The sequence below is a fragment of the Sinorhizobium prairiense genome (genome assembly GCF_029201645.2).
GTDB lineage: Bacteria > Pseudomonadota > Alphaproteobacteria > Rhizobiales > Rhizobiaceae > Sinorhizobium > Sinorhizobium meliloti_A.
In genome coordinates this window covers 3,030,835-3,046,769 of sequence record NZ_CP104131.1, presented here as the reverse complement: position 1 = coordinate 3,046,769, position 15,935 = coordinate 3,030,835, and the positions used below count along the sequence as shown (strand labels likewise).

The window sequence follows — 15,935 nt, the reverse complement described above, 5'->3', positions numbered from 1 at the left end:
GGCCGCCGCCTCCCTAGCGTCGTTTCGTGCCGAAGCGTTCTTCGATCACTTCGCGGTACTCCCTGTCGGAAAGCCGGACCACCATCACGAAGTAACCGATGACGAGCACGGCCATGACGACGAGCGAGGCCCAACTGAAGCTATAGTCGAAGCGCGCGGTGATGATGTCGTTGGCGGCCGCCGGATCGGTGATGCCGAGCGCGGCCCACTGCTGCTGCTCGGTGGCGTTCTGGCCGAGCGCTTCCCAGGTCGGATCGGCGATCGGATCGGGCACCTTGGCCGCGCCCGCAAGGCCAAGATAGAGCGGTATGTAGAGGGCTCCGATGGTCAGCACCAGCAACGTGATCACGTCGAAGATCTGGCCTGCAAAGCTCTGTTTCGGAGGTTCGTATGCCATGATACCTCCTAACGGCTTTGCGGGCGCATCTCGTCGAGATGCTTGAGATCGAGGCTGTAGATGAAGTGCTTGTCTTCTTCGTAATGGCGCAGCATGGCAATGATGGCCGCTGTGTTGAAGAGCAGCACCAGGCCGCAGGCGACCGTCAGGATGACGGCGATGGCCGGCGTTGCGATGTAGGGCCAAACGGTAAACAGCGCGAAGAGCAGGGTGCACCAGAGGACCACGACGAAGGCCGTAAGGCAGACACGGTCACGTCTGTGCATTGCATCGATACGCTGGCTGAAGCTCGCATCTTCGCCAAGCTTGCTTAGTGTCGCTTCCATTCGCTTTCCTCCTCCAATGGTTCTTCCTCCGGGTAGTTTTTCGTTCCTTATAATTTCGGTGCCGGGAGCCGGCCTTTTTCTGCTTAGAAAAATATTTGCCTAACAGGAATGTCAGGCAAAGCGAGACCACTGTCAAGTGACGCCGTCCCGACCGAGCCGGGCCCGGGCGATCGAGCGACAGTGAGGCGGGGGGGCCGATGGACGCGCGGGCGCATTCCAGCGTGTTCGCGGTCACGCCCCGTTACGCGCAACACATCGCCGGAGCAGGCATAGGTTGGAGCGAGAGTTGATCTTCTACTCAGGGCAGAATACTTCCTCGGCCGCGCGCTTATGGCGTTGTGGAAGACCCAGAAATATTTACTATCAGTAAAAACAAGGCGAGATCGGCATGGGCAGGGAAAACGCGGAAAAGCATCGGAACTCGAAGAAGAACGGCAAGGGGTCCCTGGGCGCCGACGGCGTGCGCAAGACGGCTGCAGAGTTGGCGCGTGTCACGCCGCTCACTCAGGATCCGCATGCCATCCGCGATACTCGTGAAAAGGTGCTGGAAGTCGCGATCGGTCATGAGGTGCGTGCCTTCCGCAAGAAGCTCGGCATTACAGTAGCCGACGTCGCCTCCGCGACCGATATTTCGGTCGGCATGCTGTCGAAGATCGAGAATGGCAACACATCGCCGTCGCTCACGACTTTGCAGACGCTGTCCCGGGCACTCGGCGTGCCGATCACCGCCTTCTTCCGCCGTTTCGAGGAGGAGCATAGCGCCGTGTTCGTCAAAGCGGGGGAGGGCGTCGACGTCGAGCGGCGCGGCACCCGCGCCGGCCACCAGTACAACCTCCTCGGCCATATCGGATCGAACACCTCCGGCGTCGTCGTCGAGCCTTATCTCATCACGCTGACCGAAGACTCGGACGTCTTTCCGACGTTTCAACACGATGGTCTGGAGTTCCTCTACATGCTGGAAGGCGAGGTGGTTTACCGGCATGGCAACAATCTTTACCGGATGACTCCGGGGGATAGTCTGTTCTTCGACGCCGACGCGCCGCACGGGCCGGAAGAACTGACCACGCTGCCGATCCGGTATCTGTCGATCATTTCCTATCCGCGCGGCCGCGGAGAGGACTGAGGAAAGCTTCTGCTCATCCCTTTTCGCCTACGCGCGATTTCCCGCCAAGCTGCGAAAGCAAAAGTTGCCTCAGGAGAAATATATATTCCTGAAGATTGATTCCATCGATCTGCTCTGGTAGCAATTTGCGGCGTCGGCAACAGGGATGGATCGACACCCGTGCGCGCTACCAACGGCGAGGGGAGAGAAATGAAGATGCAGAATTTCGTTCTGACCGTATCCTGCAAGTCGATGCGCGGCGTGGTTGCGGCGCTATCGGGCTATCTGGCCGAGCAGGGCTGCAATATCGCCGACAGCTCGCAGTTCGACGATCTGGGTACCGGCAAGTTCTTCATGCGCACCAGCTTCATCTCGGAGGAGCGGGTTGGCCTTGCGGCTCTCAAGGAAGGGCTGAAACCGATTGCCTCGAAGTTCGAGATGGAGACGGCGCTCCACGAACAGTCCGAGCGCATGAAGGTGTTGCTCATGGTGTCGCGCTTCGGCCATTGCCTGAACGATCTTCTCTACCGCTGGAAGATCGGCGCCTTGCCGATCGACATCGTCGGGGTCGTCTCCAACCACTTCGACTACCAGAAGGTGGTCGTCAACCACGACATCCCCTTCCACTGCATCAAGGTGACGAAGGAGAACAAGCCCAAGGCCGAAGCCCAGCTGATGGACGTCGTCGAGCAGACCGGCGCCGAGCTGATCGTGCTTGCCCGCTACATGCAGGTGCTTTCCGATGCGCTCTGCAAGAAGATGTCGGGGAAGATCATCAACATCCACCACTCCTTCCTGCCCTCGTTCAAGGGGGCGAACCCCTATAAGCAGGCCTATGAGCGCGGCGTGAAGCTGATCGGCGCGACGGCCCATTACGTCACCGCCGATCTCGACGAGGGTCCGATCATCGAGCAGGATATCGCCCGCATCACCCATGCCCAGTCGGCCGAGGATTACGTCTCGATCGGCCGCGACGTGGAAAGCCAGGTGCTGGCCCGCGCCGTGCACGCCCATATCCACCACCGCTGCTTCATCAACGGCAACCGCGTCGTCGTCTTCCCGCCGAGCCCGGGTTCCTACGCGTCGGAACGGATGGGCTGAGGCCGATAGAGGCCGAGAGCCATCGCATCAGAGGCACGCTCTGCATCGGACCCGTGATCGAAACACGGAAATAGGCCCGCTTCGGCGGGCCTTTCGTGATGGTAGGTCCGGCCGCGGAAGTGCGTCTCTCAGACATTGTCGCCTTCGGTCGATGTTCCCTGTGCCGTCCCGGCGCTGCCGGCGCCCCATTTCCAGCCACTGATCGACGGCATGTCCTCGCCGTATTTTTCGATATGGTGCCTGTGGTCGATCAGCCGCTCGTGGATCGCCTGCTTGAAATATGCGGCGCGGGCGCCGAGTTGCGGCAGCCGGTCGATGACGTCCTCGACCAGATGGAACCGGTCCAGATGGTTGAGCACCACCATGTCGAAGGGCGTCGTCGTCGTCCCCTCTTCCTTGTAGCCGCGGACATGCAGATTGGCATGATTCGTGCGGCGATAGGTGAGGCGGTGGATCAGCCAGGGATAGCCATGGAAGGCGAAGATGATCGGTTTGTCCTTGGTGAACAGGGCGTCGAAGTCGCGGTCCGGCAGGCCGTGCGGGTGCTCCCCGACGGCTGCAGCTTCATCAGATTGACGACGTTGATCACCCGTACCTTCAATTCCGGCAGGTGCTCGCGCAGCAATTGCACTGCGGCAAGCGTCTCCAGCGTCGGAACATCGCCGCAGCATGCCATGACCACGTCAGGCTCGCAGCCTTTGTCGTTGCTTGCCCATTCCCAGATGCCGAGGCCTTCGGTGCAATGCTTCACCGCCTGGTCCATGGTTAACCATTGCGGAGAGGGCTGCTTGCCGGCAACGACGACGTTGATGTAGTTGCGGCTCCTCAGGCAATGGTCCGTCACCGACAGCAGCGTATTGGCGTCCGGCGGCAGATAGACACGGATGATGTCCGCCTTCTTGTTGACCACGTGGTCGATGAAGCCGGGATCTTGATGGCTGAAGCCGTTATGGTCCTGGCGCCAGACATGCGAGCTCAGGAAATAGTTCAAGGAAGCGATCGGGCGCCGCCACGGGATTTCGTTGCAGACCTTCAGCCATTTGGCGTGCTGGTTGAACATCGAGTCGATGATGTGAATGAAGGCTTCGTAGCAGGAAAAGAAGCCGTGGCGTCCGGTAAGCAGATAGCCTTCGAGCCAGCCCTGGCATTGATGCTCGCTCAGGACCTCCATCAGCCGCCCGTCCGGCGACAAATGGTCGTCTTCCGGATAGATGTCCGCCATGAAACAGCGATCCGTGACCTCGAGCACGTCCTGCCACCGGTTCGAGTTGTTTTCGTCCGGACTGAACAGGCGGAAGTTCCCGGACTTCAGGTTGAGCTTCATCACGTCGCGCAGATAGCTGCCCATCACGCGGGCCGACTCGGCCGTGGCCGTTCCGGGGCTCTGAACCGAAACCGCATAATCGCGAAAGTCGGGCATCTTCAGGTCGCGCAGCAACAGCCCGCCATTGGCATGCGGATTGTCGCTCATCCGGCGGCGGCCCGTTGGGGCAAGCTCCGCCAGTTCCGCCGTCAGCCGCCCTTCACCGTCGAAAAGCTCCTCGGGCCGATAGCTCTTCATCCAGCCTTCGAGGATGCGGACATGCTCCGGCTTGTCCATGTCCCCCATCGGCACCTGATGCGATCGCCAGTAACCCTCGCATTTCTTGCCGTCGATCTCGGCCGGGCAGGTCCAGCCCTTGGGTGTGCGGAAGACGATCATCGGCCAGGCAGGGCGTTTCAGATTGCCGTTGACCCGGGCGTCGGCCCGAATGCGCCTGATATCGGCAAGCGCGCTATCGAGCGCGCCCGCCAGCTGCTGGTGCACGTCTGCGGGGTCATGACCTTCGACGAAAAGCGGCGCATAGCCCATGCCCTCGAAGAATTTCTGCAGCTCCTCTCTGGGTATGCGTGCGAGAAAGCAGGGATTGGCGATCTTGTATCCGTTGAGGTGCAGGATGGGCAGGACGCACCCGTCGCGCGCCGGGTTGAGGAACTTGTTGCCGTGCCAGCCGGTCGCGAGCGGACCCGTTTCGGCTTCCCCGTCGCCCACGACGCAGGCGACGATCAGCTCCGGATTGTCGAAGGCGGCACCGTAGGCATGGCTCAACGCGTAGCCGAGCTCGCCGCCCTCGTGAATGCTGCCAGGCGTTTCCGGCGCGACATGGCTCGGGATGCCGCCGGGGAAGCTGAACTGCTTGAACAGCTTCCGCAGGCCCTCGGCGTCCTGGCTGATGTCCGGATAGACCTCGCTATAGGTGCCCTCCAGATAGGCGTGGGCGACGAGCGAGGGCCCGCCATGCCCGGGCCCGATGACATACATCATCTCGAGATCGTCACGCTTGATCACCCGGTTCAGGTGGACATAGAGCATGTTCAGGCCCGGCGACGTACCCCAATGGCCGAGAAGCCGCGGTTTGATGTGCTCCCGCTTCAGCGGCTCGCTGAGAAGCGGATTGTCGAGCAGGTAGATCTGGCCGACGGAGAGATAGTTCGACGCCCGCCAGTAGGCGTCCATCCGCCGAAGTTCATCTGCGGAGAGCGGATTGGCGGATAATGGATTTTGGCCGGAAACGTCACCTGCCGTCCTGGGGGAAGTCATGTATTCCTCCTGAAGCGAGAGCTCGGATAGCGACGGCGCAACGAGCTGCCGAAGCTGCCGCTGCAGAATCTATGGCGGTGCCGCGCCAGGGCAATGCCGAGCAGCGGCGGGGATGGAGAACCGTGGTCTTGCGGACCGTTGCCTTAACCCGGCAACTTCGCCGCCGCATGTCGCCCGCCCTGATAGCGCACGCCCTCCGAAGGCGCCTCCTCACGCTCTTCAATCGCGTGCCGGTAAGGTTCGCTGCTCTCCTGCGGGCGCCAGCCGAGGAAATCCGCATGCCCGTTCGACCACCAGACGTCACGGTTGGCGGAGACGCCGTAGAGCACCAGATGGCCGATTTTCGGGGCATCGAGAAGCCTGCGCACAAGCGCCAGGAAGTCGAGCGGGCTCAGCCAGGTGGAGAGCATGCGGCGGTTCGTGGGTTCGGCAAAGCAGCTGCCGATCCTGAGGCAGGCGGTTTCCATGCCGTATTTGTCGAAATAGAGCCGGGAAAGATCCTCGCCGAAGCACTTGCTCACGCCGTAAAGGCTGTCCGGCCGCCGCGGCGACAGGTGGTCGAGCGTCTCGCCGACGGGATGGAAGCCGGTCACATGATTGGTGCTCGCAAAGAGAACGCGGTTCACGCCGGCCTTTCGCGCCGCCTCGTAGAGATTGTAGGTGCCGAGGATGTTGGCCTGAAGAAGAGCGTCGAAGTCGGACTCCACCGAGATCGCACCGAGATGCAGGATCGCATCGCAGCCGCGCACGAGTCGGTCGACCGCCTCGCGCTCGGCGAGGTCGCAATGCACGACTTCCTCGCCTTCTCCGGCGGGAGAAAGCGTGGCGACATCCGAAAGGCGCAGAACATCGGCGCAGCCCTTCAGTCCCTCGCGGGCATAGCGGCCGAGGCCGCCTGCGGCCCCGGTTATCAATAGTCGCGTCGTCATGCGTACAACCTGCTTCGCACGGATCGTGATGACTTCGGCTCCAATGACCAGTCGTCACGGTGATCAATGAATCTCGGGTTCGGGCAGCTTATGGGGCGATTGCAGGAAGGTGAAGTCGCAGCCTTCCGGTGCCTGCTGGATATTCTCCGCATGCATCTTCAGATAGCCCCTCGAATAATCGCGCTCCGGCGGCCTCCATTCGGCGAGCCGGCGTTCGATCTCGGCCTGGTCGACCTCGAGCGTGATCGTGCGGCGATCGACGTCGAGCGCGATGATGTCGCCGTTGCGGACCGCTGCCAGCGGGCCGCCGACATAGGCCTCCGGCGCCACGTGGAGGATGCAGGCGCCGTAGCTGGTGCCGCTCATCCGGGCGTCGGAAATGCGCACCATGTCGCGCACGCCCTCTTTCAAAAGCTTCTTCGGGATCGGCAGCATGCCCCATTCCGGCATGCCCGGTCCCCCGACCGGCCCGGCATTGCGCAGGATCATCACCGTGTCGGCTGTGACGTCGAGATCCTCGTCGTTCACCGCTCTCATCATAGCGTCGTAATCGTCGAAGACGAGGGCCGGGCCGCGGTGTTCGAGCAGGGCAGGGTCGGCGGCCGCGGGCTTCATCACGCAGCCCTGCGGCGCGAGGTTGCCTTTGAGAATTGCCGTGCCGCCGCGCGCGGCCACCGGCCTGTCCAGCGGGCGGATCACCTCCGGCAGATGGACTTCGGCCTTGTCGAGAGCGCCGCCGATCGTGCCGATCACATTGCGTTCTCCGGTATGCAGGAGCGGCTTCAATTGTTTCCAGAGCGCGATCAGACCGCCGGCATAGTAGAAGTCCTCCATCAGGAATTCACCGGTCGGCCGGATGTTGCAGAGAACGGGGACTTGGGCCGATACGCGGTCGAAATCATCGAGCGTCAGAGGAACGCCGCAGCGCCGCGCGATCGCGATAAGATGGATCATCGCATTGGTCGAGCCGGCCATCGCCATGTGCACCGCGAGCGCATTCTCGAATGCCTTCGCCGTCATGATGTCGGACGGCTTCAGGTCCTCGAAGACCATCTCGACGATGCGCGCGCCGGAAAGCGCGGCCATTCGCGCATGGCCGGCATCCGCCGCGGGGATGGCGGAGGCGCCGGGCAGGGAAAGCCCCAGCGTGTCGGCCAGCGCCGTCATGGTCGAGGCCGTGCCCATCGTCATGCAGGTGCCGAAGGAGCGGGCGATACCGCGCTCCATTTCGCTCCATTCGTTCTCGGTGATGCGGCCGGCTTCCTTTTCCGCCCAGTATTTCCAGACGTCCGATCCGGAACCCAGCATCCGGCCGCGATAATTGCCGCGCAGCATCGGCCCGGCCGGCACGAAGATCGTCGGCAGGTCGACCTGGATCGCTCCCATGATCGTTCCCGGCGTGGTCTTGTCGCAGCCGGCAAGCAGTACGACGCCGTCGACCGGATGCGAGCGGATGAGCTCCTCCACCTCCATCGCCAGGAAGTTGCGGTAGAGCATCGTCGTCGGCTTCACATAGGTCTCTGCCAGCGACATGGCCGGCAGCTCGATCGGGAAGCCGCCCGCCTGCCAGACGCCGCGCTTGACCTCCTCCGCCCGAGTCCTCAGATGCGCGTGGCACGGATTGATGTCGCTCCAGGTATTGATGATCGCGATGACGGGCTTGTTTGCGAGTTCCGCATGGTCGTAGCCCATCTGATAAAGGCGGGATCTGTGACCGAAGGCGCGAAGGTCCTTGACGCCGAACCAGCGAAAGCTTCGAAATTCCTCCGGCTTCTTGCGCCCGGTCATCGGCAGCCTCCTTTGCATTTGCGGGTGGGTCGGCTAGATTGCGCCTGTACAGAAAAATGACAGGTGAAGGCAGACCCTTGAACGACGTAACGTTGAAACTGAAACCGGCGCGGCGGGAGCGGCTTGCCGATGTTCTCTACGGGCAGATTCTCGAGCAGATCGCCAGCGGCCAGATGGCCGAGGGGGCCAAGCTGCCGTCCGAAGCGCATATCTGCCGCGACTTTCAGGTTTCCCGTCCGGTCGTGCGAGAGGCGCTGATGCGGCTGCAGGCCGACGGCCTCGTGGTTTCGCGCCAGGGCATCGGCACCTTCGTGAAATCGCGTCCGTCCGACAAGCTCACCAGTCTCGCCGCCTCGGCCGAGATCGCGATCTATCTCAGGGCTTTCGAGCCCCGGCTCGCGCTCGAGACGGAATGCGCGGGGCTTGCCGCGATGCGCCGGACCAAGGCTCAGCTCAACCAGATCGGCGAGGCGCTGGCGGCGCTGGAAGGCGCCTTCGCGCGCGGGGAAACCGGATGGGAAGAGGACTTCGCCTTTCACCACGCGGTAGCGGAAGCTGCGGGCAACGAACTTTTTCCACGCCTTCTGGAAGAGCTGCGTGACATTCTCAGCGGCTCGATGCGCATGGCGCTCGGCCTGACGCGGCAGGGCTCCGATGACCGCCGCCGCCGTGTCCTCGAAGAACACCGCAAGATCTACTCTGCCATTTCGGGCCAGAACCGGGATCTCGCCCGCCTTTACATGCGCTACCATCTGACGGAATCGCGCGCCCGTATCACCGGCTCCCATGGCGATCTCTGATCCGGTCATGCTCCGATCCACTTCAAGCGCTCGCCGGTAGCCCGGCTCGACCATTTGCGGACACGCTTTCCGCCTTCGGGCGACACGCTGCCGCGGCGCACCGCGCCGAGCGGCAGGCCTTCAGGGTCGCGGGTTACGAGGGGCGTTTTCATGCAGATCTCCCGGCCGGTTTCTTGTATTTTTATTTTACAAGTTGAGCGAGGGCAAGAGCAATGATAGAGCTGGCAACTGCGGCAACGAATTCAAAAATGGGAGTTTAAGCGCCTCTGGGCGCATCTTGTGGCGGCGGCCCGGGCCCATGGTGTGAAACATGTCTTTCGATTTAACATTTGAGTGTCTTCTGGATTCGCGTTGCGACGTCGCCGAAAGCCCGGTTTTCGATGAGCGCCGGAACTGCCTGTTCTTCGTCGATATCGGCCGCAGCGCCCTTCATCGCGTCGAGCTTTCGGGCGCCGGCCACGTCGAATGGACCGTCGAGGGCGGCGCCTGCAGCGCCGGCCTCGCGCGCTCCGGACGCCTCGTGCTGGCGCAGCGCGATCGCGTGGTTCTGTTCGATCCCGATGTCGGCGCGATCACCAGGGAAATCGCCGCGGTCGAGCCGGACGTTGCGGATACGCGCCTCAACGACGGCAAGGTCGGACCGGACGGCGCCTTCTGGGTGGGGACGATGCACGATGTGCCCGACCGCCGGCCCGTCGCGTCGCTCTACCGCGTCTCGCCGGACGGCGCGGTGGAACGCAAGGTGGAAGGCATCGTCTGCTCCAACGGCCTTGCCTGGAGCGGCGACGGTGCTCTTCTGTTTCACTCGGATTCGCGCGGCGCCTGGGTCGACCGCTGGCAGTTCGACCCCGCAACGGGCGCGCTTTCCGGGCGCCGGCGGCTGGCAAGCCTGGACGAGGCGAGCGGCCGACCGGACGGAGCCGCAACCGACGTGGAAGCCCATTACTGGAGCGCCGGCGTGTCGGCGGGCATCGTCAACCGCTTCTCGCCCGAAGGTCGCCTTGTCGGGACGCATCGCTTTCCGGTGCCGGCGCCGACCATGCCCTGCTTCGCCGGAGCGGGCCTGAAGACGCTTCTCGTCACGTCGCTGCGGCCCGCGGGCATCGGCGAGAAAAACCGCTCCGGCGGCATTTTCGTCGCAAGAAGCCCCGTGGCGGGTGTGGCCGTCCACCGCTTCGACGATCGCTGGATTTGAGGCTGGCGTCTGCGGTCTGATCAGCGCTCCGGAATCGGCGGCAGTTCGGGCGCATCCAGACCCCTGAAGGGATCGCGCCAGGCGTCGATCTCCTCGAGCCGGTCACTCCAGCGGCAGATGTTGGGATAATCGCCAAGCGGCAGTCGGGCGGCTTCGTTGAAGGGCAGAAAGCTCGCCATTCGGAAATCCGCATGGGATACGGCGTCTCCGACCAGCCAGTTCCGCCCGGAAAGCTCGATATCGAGTATCGCCGCTGCCGTACGGAACCTGCTCAGCCCCTCCTCGACCAGCTGCTGGTCGATCGGGCCGAGCCCATAGCGCTGCTTCGTGCCGCGCTCGAACTGCACCATGTCGCAAGCTCTTACGAAGTTTTCCTTGCCCCAGCTGATCCATCGCACCATGTCGGGTTCGTCGTCGCCCATGCGCCAGAAATCCGATTGCACCTTGCGGGAAAGCCGGCAGGCGATCGCGTCGGCCTCCCAAAGGCTTTTTCCGGCCTCCACGAGTATCGGCAGCGAAAGGTTGGGGTTGAGCGGCCGAAACCGCTCCGCCTGCCCCGGCGCGAAGGGTGAGGCGAATTCGAACTCGACCTCGGCTGCGAGATGGCGTGCCACCGCGACGGCAAGCCTCGGGTTGGGATTGCGGCTGTAGAACAGTTTCATCGCATGGCCCTTCCGTCGGCGCCGAAGACGTGGCAGCGCGACGGGTCGAAGTGGACGGCGAGATTGGAGCCCCGCTCGACCTTCTGCTGCCCCTCCAGCGCGACGGTCAGCTGCTGGCGATCCGGCGTGATCCCGTAGAGCATGGTTTCGCCGCCGAGATTCTCGACGATCTCGACATTGACCGAAGCGAGCTCGATACCGCCCTCGCGCGCGGAAAGATGCTCCGGCCGGATGCCGAATGTGACGTCCTGCCCCTGGGTCGCACCGTTCAGGCGACGGGGGAGGCGGATCGTTCCGCCGCAGACCTCGATCGCCGTTTCGCTTTCGGTGACGTCCGCGATCCGCGCCTTGAGGAAGTTCATCTTGGGGCTGCCGATGAAGCCGGCGACGAAGCGGTTGACGGGATTGTTGTAGAGATCGAGCGGTGCGCCCACCTGCTCGATCCGGCCGGAATTCAGGACGACGATCTTGTCGGCCATGGTCATGGCCTCCACCTGATCGTGCGTCACATAGATCATGGTGTTGCCGAGATCCCGATGAAGCCTTGAGATCTCCACGCGCATCTGCACGCGGAGTTCGGCGTCGAGGTTGGAAAGCGGCTCGTCGAAGAGGAAGATCCGCGGCTCGCGCACGATCGCGCGGCCGATCGCCACGCGTTGCCGCTGACCGCCGGAGAGCGCCTTCGGCTTGCGGTCGAGCAGCTTTTCGATCTGCAGGATCTCGGCCGCCCGGCGCACCTTCGGCTCGATTTCGGCCCTCTTGAAGCCGGCCGTTTCGAGGCCGAAAGCAAGGTTCTTGTAGACCGACATGTGCGGATAGAGCGCATAGGACTGGAACACCATGGCAATGCCGCGCCTGGCGGGTGCCACTTCGTTCATACGGTCGCTGTCAAGCATCAGCGTGCCGCCGGAAATCTCCTCCAGTCCGGCGATCATTCTGAGCAGCGTCGACTTGCCGCAACCGGACGGACCCACGAAAACGGCGAACTCGCCGGGGTCTATGGTCAGGTCGATGCCGTGGATCACATCGAGCGCGCCGTAGCGCTTCTCGACCTTCTGAAGAACGACGCTCGTCGCCATGTCAAAGTTCCTCCCTGCGGCCCTCTATCGGGTATTCGCACGCCAATCGGCATATTTCGGGCTGTCCGGCCCGAGCGGCAACTCTATTTCGCGGCCGGTATCGGCGGATTGATAAATCGCGGTGACCAGTTCCAGCGCGCGGCGCGCATCCTGCGTCGTCACGGGCAGGGGTCCTCTGCCGCTCAGGAAATCGTGGAAATGCGCCATCTGGGTGGTGAAGCGCGGCGAGACCGGACGCCAGTCGCCGGTCACTTCGTCTATCCGCGCCTGCACTTCGTCATTTGCCGCGATGATCTTCCACGGATCCTTACCCGGCGCATAAGGTTCGTGGCTGCTCTCGAAGGTGACGTTTTCGAAATGCAGCCTCAGCCGGCTGATCTGCTCCTGAGAGCCGAGCGTACAGGAAAGCGAAACGAAGGCGCCGTTCTTCATGAGCAGGCTCGCGGAGGCGCAGTCCTCGACCTCGATGTCGTTGACCCGGGTCGCGACCCGGCCGAACACGCGCGCCACCGGGCCGAGAAGATGCAGCATCATATCGTGCAGATGCAGCGCGTGGGTGACGAGCACGCCACCGAGCTCCGTCGCCCACTTGCCCCTCCAGGGGACGGAATAATATTCGGGCGTGCGCAGCCAGAAAGTCTCGACCGAGCCGACATAGGGCTTTCCCGCGATGCCGGCCTCGATGATGCGCTTGGCTTTCTCGATGCCGTCGCCGTAGCGATACTGGAAGATCGGCATCAGCACGCCACGTGCCTGCTTCTCGGCTTCCATGATCGCGTCGACGCCCTTCAGCGATCCGGTCAGCGGCTTTTCGCAGACCACGTGCTTGCCGGCGGCAAGGGCCGCCAGCACCTGTTCGAGATGGATGCCTGGCGGGGTGCAGATGTCGATGATGTCGATTCCATCGTCGGCGAGAAGTTCCTCGAAGGAGCGGGTCCGCTGCTCGATCCCGAACTCGTCGCCCACTTCGTTCATCCGTTCCTCGTTGAGGTCGCAGAGAGCCTGGACTCGGAACTTGTCCGGGTGCGGCTGATAGCCCTCGACGATATGCGAACGCCCGATGCCGCAGCCGATGATGGCGACTGTCTTCACGCTCATGTCAGTTCCTGTCCCCGTTCTGTTCGGCGATCGCCTGCGCCTGAAGCGCAAGCTCCATGGCCTTGAAGCAGCGCTCCTGCGGCATCGCGGTTTCGGTCCTGTCGCGGATGTCGGCGAGGAACTGACGCCCGAAGGGCAGGTCGACGCGGGAGCAGTCGATATGTTCGACGCCGTTGCGGTCCGCGAGAAACAGGTGGTTGCCGCCTTCGCGCCCGGCGAGATCGACCGCCTTGCGGACCTCGATCGTTCCGGATGTGCCCACGATGAAGAGCCGGCCGTCACCCCAGGTCGGCATTCCCTCCGGGGTCAGCCAGTTCACATGGATCATGCCGGTGGCCCGCCCCGTCGCGAGGTGGATGCTGCCCGTATCCTGCAGTTCGGGAGCGTCGGGAACGCTCCGGTTGCCGACGCTCGCCGAAAGCACGGTCGCGTCGTTGACGCCGGTGAAGAACAGGAACTGCTCGCACTGGTGCGATGCGATGTCGGTCAGGATGCCGCCATAGTCCGCGCGGCGGAAGAACCAGTCGGGCCGCGTCTCGCGGCGCAGCCTGTGCGGGCCGAGGCCGACGATGTGCACCACCTCGCCGATCGCGCCGGCGGCGACGAGCTCGCCGGCCTTGACCGTGGCCGGGCTCTCGAAATGCTCCGAATAGAGGATCGAGAAGATGCGGCCCGTCTCGGCCTGGACCCGGCGCAGCTTGGCGAGCTGGTCGAAGCTCGTCATGCCCGGCTTGTCGACAAGCACGTCCTTGCCGTGCTGCATGGCACGGATCGCCAGTTCCGCGCGCTCGCTCGAAACGGCGGCCGAGACGATGAGGCCGATGCTCTCGTCCTCGAGGATTTCCTCTGCCGTCGCGATGCGCGGGGCGTCTGCGTAGACGGCGGAAAATTCCGCGGCCAGCGCATCGTCCTTCTCGTGGAAACCGGCGAGGCGGGCGCCGGCCCGAAGCAGGCAGTCGACCTGGCCGTAGATGTGATTGTGGTTGAGCCCGACGGCAGCGAAACGCAATTCGTCCATGATGGTTTTCTAGCTCCGTCGCTCAGCGTTTCATGCCGGTGGTGGCGATGCCCTCGATCAGAAGGCGCTGGAAGAAGAGGAAGAAGAAGAACACCGGCACGAGCGAGAGCGTCGACATGGCGAAGAGCCCGCCCCAGTCGGAGGTGCTGCTCGAGTCGACGAAGGTCCTCAAGCCGAGCTGGATCGTGTAGCTGTTCATGTCGTTGAGGTAGATCAGCGGCCCGAAGAAATCGTCCCAGGTCCAGATGAAGGAGAAGATGGCGGCCGTCGCCAGAACGGGAAGCGATAGCGGCAGCATGATCTTCCAGTAGATGCGCCAGGCGCCGCAGCCGTCCATCATCGCCGCTTCGTCCAGTTCGCGCGGGATTCCGCGGAAGAACTGCACCATGAGGAAGATGAAGAAGGCATCGCTGGCAAGAAACTTCGGGACCACCAGCGGCAGGAAGGTGTTCACCCAGCCGAGATCGAGGAAGAGCACATATTGGGGAATGAGCGTCACGTGATAGGGGATCATCATCGTGCCGAGCATGATCGCGAACCAGAAATTCCGCCCCGCGAAGCGCAGCCTTGCGAAGGCATAGGCCGCGAGCGAGCAGGCGACGACATTGCCGACGACGGTGAGGACCGCGATGACCAGCGAGTTCCAGAAGAACCGCCCGAAGCTGACGTCGAGCCCGAACCAGCCGCGCAGATAGGAGGAGAAATCCACCGAGGAGGGCCAAAGCGACGTGGAGGCGAAGATCTCGTCCTCCGGCCTGACCGATGCCGAGATCATCCACAGGAGCGGATAGATCATGGCGATCGAGGCGGCGATCAGGGCGGCGTGAACGAGGACCGATCCCACAGGGCCGCGGCGGCCCGTCGGGACCGGCGGCGCGGCGGTTACCGAGCTCATGGTCGCGTCAGTCATCGTAGTGCACCCAGTAGCGAGAGGTGAGGAACGAGAAGGCCGTGAACAGCCCGATGATCAGCACGAGAATCCAGGCAAGCGCCGAGGCGTAGCCCATGCGGAAATTACCGAAGGCCTCCTGGTAGAGGTAAAGCGTGTAGAACAGCGTCGAGTTGATCGGCCCGCCGGTGCCGCCGGAAATGATGAAGGCGGGTGTGAAGGCCTTGAAGGCGTCGATCGTCTGCACGACCGCGTTGAAGAAGATCACCGGCGTCAAGAGCGGCAGCGTGATCTTGTAGAACTGACGGAACTTGGACGCCCCGTCGAGGCTCGCCGCCTCGTACATGTCCGTCGGGATCTGCCGAAGGCCCGCAAGGAAGATGATCATCGGCGATCCGAACTGCCAGACGCTCAAGACCACGAGCGTCCATATCGAATAGTCCGGATGCGAGATCCAGCTCGGCCCCTCGATGCCGAACTGGGCCAGCAGGCTGTTGATCAGGCCGTCGCCGGCGAAGAGCTGTCGCCAGAGCACGGCGATCGCGACGCTGCCGCCAAGCAGCGACGGCAGGTAGAAGATCGCCCGATAGACGGTGAGCCCCCGGACGCCGCGGTCGAGAAGGATCGCGACGAGCAGCGCGAAGGCGAGCTTGAAGGGCACCGAAAGCACGACATAGAGAAAGGTCACCTTGATCGCCGCGGCGAATTTCGGGTCGGCCGTCGCGATGCGCACGTAATTTGCGGTGCCGATCCATTCCGGCGCGCGGATCAGGTCGAAATTCGTGAAGGAAAGATAGAGCGAGGCGATGGCGGGCCCGAGCGTCAGGCCGAAGAAGCCGATGAGCCATGGCAACAGGAACATGTAGCCGGCTCCATGGCTTGCCCATGTCCTGGCCAAGCGGCCCTGTGCGGCCGGGCGCGATGACGCGCCCGTGCCGACTGCGACAGCGGTGTCCTGCACGGCCGCCAT

15 protein-coding genes and 1 pseudogene are annotated in these 15,935 nt (G+C 63.2%); 4 read left to right on the top strand and 12 right to left on the bottom strand.

Annotated features, from left to right (window positions below):
* Positions 1-13: 13 nt before the first annotated feature.
* Together N0Q91_RS17425 and N0Q91_RS17420 are read right to left on the bottom strand one after the other, a co-directional pair.
* Positions 14-397 (bottom strand): hypothetical protein, encoded by a 384-nt coding sequence (locus tag N0Q91_RS17425; RefSeq protein ID WP_100669950.1) that lies wholly within the window; start codon positions 395-397, stop codon positions 14-16.
* 8 nt (positions 398-405) lie between these two features.
* Entirely contained in the window at positions 406-723 is a 318-nt protein-coding gene (locus N0Q91_RS17420) for a hypothetical protein (RefSeq protein ID WP_100669949.1), read from the bottom strand.
* A gap of 388 nt (positions 724-1,111) precedes the next feature.
* Between N0Q91_RS17420 and N0Q91_RS17415 the strand changes: the two genes are divergently transcribed.
* Positions 1,112-1,846 (top strand): helix-turn-helix domain-containing protein, encoded by a 735-nt coding sequence (locus tag N0Q91_RS17415; protein ID WP_275597052.1) that lies wholly within the window; start codon positions 1,112-1,114, stop codon positions 1,844-1,846.
* Positions 1,847-2,041: 195 nt separating this feature from the next.
* A complete protein-coding gene (gene purU / locus N0Q91_RS17410) occupies positions 2,042-2,926 on the top strand; it encodes a formyltetrahydrofolate deformylase (RefSeq protein WP_275598148.1) in 885 nt (294 codons plus the stop codon).
* 128 nt (positions 2,927-3,054) lie between these two features.
* Here purU and N0Q91_RS17405 read toward each other — a convergent pair.
* The 3 genes and pseudogenes from N0Q91_RS17405 to araD form a co-directional block, all read right to left on the bottom strand.
* Positions 3,055-5,507 (bottom strand): annotated as a pseudogene (locus N0Q91_RS17405) (phosphoketolase family protein).
* A gap of 143 nt (positions 5,508-5,650) precedes the next feature.
* Complete coding sequence (locus tag N0Q91_RS17400) at positions 5,651-6,436, bottom strand: NAD-dependent epimerase/dehydratase family protein (RefSeq protein WP_275597051.1); 786 nt, start codon at positions 6,434-6,436, stop codon at positions 5,651-5,653.
* Positions 6,437-6,499: 63 nt separating this feature from the next.
* A complete protein-coding gene (gene araD, locus N0Q91_RS17395; protein ID WP_275597050.1) occupies positions 6,500-8,224 on the bottom strand; it encodes an L-arabinonate dehydratase in 1,725 nt (574 codons plus the stop codon).
* A gap of 77 nt (positions 8,225-8,301) precedes the next feature.
* On the opposite strand from araD, the gene N0Q91_RS17390 reads away from it, so the two are divergent.
* Positions 8,302-9,024: a FadR/GntR family transcriptional regulator gene (locus N0Q91_RS17390; protein WP_100669944.1), complete on the top strand. Its 723-nt coding sequence runs from the start codon at positions 8,302-8,304 to the stop codon at positions 9,022-9,024.
* A gap of 5 nt (positions 9,025-9,029) precedes the next feature.
* Here N0Q91_RS17390 and N0Q91_RS17385 read toward each other — a convergent pair whose 3' ends face one another.
* On the bottom strand, positions 9,030-9,176 hold the full coding sequence (locus N0Q91_RS17385) for a hypothetical protein (protein WP_157813651.1): 147 nt from the start codon (positions 9,174-9,176) through the stop codon (positions 9,030-9,032).
* Positions 9,177-9,334: 158 nt separating this feature from the next.
* Here N0Q91_RS17385 and N0Q91_RS17380 point away from each other — a divergent pair, with 158 nt between their 5' ends.
* Positions 9,335-10,219, top strand: a complete 885-nt coding sequence (locus N0Q91_RS17380; protein ID WP_275597049.1) for an SMP-30/gluconolactonase/LRE family protein — start codon at positions 9,335-9,337, stop codon at positions 10,217-10,219.
* Between the two features lie 20 nt (positions 10,220-10,239).
* Here the strand turns inward: N0Q91_RS17380 and N0Q91_RS17375 are convergent, their stop codons facing one another.
* From N0Q91_RS17375 to N0Q91_RS17350, 6 genes are read right to left on the bottom strand one after another with little or no spacing between them, the layout of a single operon-like run.
* Entirely contained in the window at positions 10,240-10,881 is a 642-nt protein-coding gene (locus N0Q91_RS17375) for a glutathione S-transferase family protein (RefSeq protein WP_275597048.1), read from the bottom strand.
* Positions 10,878-11,960 (bottom strand): ABC transporter ATP-binding protein, encoded by a 1,083-nt coding sequence (locus N0Q91_RS17370; protein WP_275597047.1) that lies wholly within the window; start codon positions 11,958-11,960, stop codon positions 10,878-10,880. The genes N0Q91_RS17375 and N0Q91_RS17370 overlap by 4 nt, the downstream gene beginning before the upstream one ends.
* A gap of 24 nt (positions 11,961-11,984) precedes the next feature.
* Positions 11,985-13,058, bottom strand: a complete 1,074-nt coding sequence (locus tag N0Q91_RS17365; protein WP_275597046.1) for a Gfo/Idh/MocA family protein — start codon at positions 13,056-13,058, stop codon at positions 11,985-11,987.
* Between the two features lies 1 nt (position 13,059).
* On the bottom strand, positions 13,060-14,076 hold the full coding sequence (locus tag N0Q91_RS17360) for a Gfo/Idh/MocA family protein (protein ID WP_275597045.1): 1,017 nt from the start codon (positions 14,074-14,076) through the stop codon (positions 13,060-13,062).
* Between the two features lie 22 nt (positions 14,077-14,098).
* Positions 14,099-14,986 carry a carbohydrate ABC transporter permease gene (locus N0Q91_RS17355; protein ID WP_100669939.1) on the bottom strand — a complete coding sequence of 296 codons (888 nt, stop codon included), beginning with the start codon at positions 14,984-14,986 and terminating at the stop codon, positions 14,099-14,101.
* The gene (locus N0Q91_RS17350) at positions 14,979-15,935 is read right to left on the bottom strand and encodes a carbohydrate ABC transporter permease (RefSeq protein ID WP_018093750.1); all 957 of its coding nucleotides are present in this window, start codon (positions 15,933-15,935) and stop codon (positions 14,979-14,981) included. The genes N0Q91_RS17355 and N0Q91_RS17350 overlap by 8 nt, the downstream gene beginning before the upstream one ends.

Excerpts from the sequence above, each read along its gene's own strand:
- N0Q91_RS17425 (WP_100669950.1), bottom strand. The coding sequence starts at position 397 with ATGGCATACGAACCTCCGAAACAGAGCTTTGCAGGCCAGATCTTCGAC.
- N0Q91_RS17420 (WP_100669949.1), bottom strand. The coding sequence starts at position 723 with ATGGAAGCGACACTAAGCAAGCTTGGCGAAGATGCGAGCTTCAGCCAG.
- N0Q91_RS17415 (WP_275597052.1), top strand. The coding sequence starts at position 1,112 with ATGGGCAGGGAAAACGCGGAAAAGCATCGGAACTCGAAGAAGAACGGC.
- purU (WP_275598148.1), top strand. The coding sequence starts at position 2,042 with ATGCAGAATTTCGTTCTGACCGTATCCTGCAAGTCGATGCGCGGCGTG.
- N0Q91_RS17400 (WP_275597051.1), bottom strand. The coding sequence starts at position 6,436 with ATGACGACGCGACTATTGATAACCGGGGCCGCAGGCGGCCTCGGCCGC.
- araD (WP_275597050.1), bottom strand. The coding sequence starts at position 8,224 with ATGACCGGGCGCAAGAAGCCGGAGGAATTTCGAAGCTTTCGCTGGTTC.
- N0Q91_RS17385 (WP_157813651.1), bottom strand. The coding sequence starts at position 9,176 with ATGAAAACGCCCCTCGTAACCCGCGACCCTGAAGGCCTGCCGCTCGGC.
- N0Q91_RS17380 (WP_275597049.1), top strand. The coding sequence starts at position 9,335 with ATGTCTTTCGATTTAACATTTGAGTGTCTTCTGGATTCGCGTTGCGAC.
- N0Q91_RS17375 (WP_275597048.1), bottom strand. The coding sequence starts at position 10,881 with ATGAAACTGTTCTACAGCCGCAATCCCAACCCGAGGCTTGCCGTCGCG.
- N0Q91_RS17370 (WP_275597047.1), bottom strand. The coding sequence starts at position 11,960 with ATGGCGACGAGCGTCGTTCTTCAGAAGGTCGAGAAGCGCTACGGCGCG.
- N0Q91_RS17365 (WP_275597046.1), bottom strand. The coding sequence starts at position 13,058 with ATGAGCGTGAAGACAGTCGCCATCATCGGCTGCGGCATCGGGCGTTCG.
- N0Q91_RS17360 (WP_275597045.1), bottom strand. The coding sequence starts at position 14,076 with ATGGACGAATTGCGTTTCGCTGCCGTCGGGCTCAACCACAATCACATC.
- N0Q91_RS17355 (WP_100669939.1), bottom strand. The coding sequence starts at position 14,986 with ATGACTGACGCGACCATGAGCTCGGTAACCGCCGCGCCGCCGGTCCCG.
- N0Q91_RS17350 (WP_018093750.1), bottom strand. The coding sequence starts at position 15,935 with ATGGCGGCCGTGCAGGACACCGCTGTCGCAGTCGGCACGGGCGCGTCA.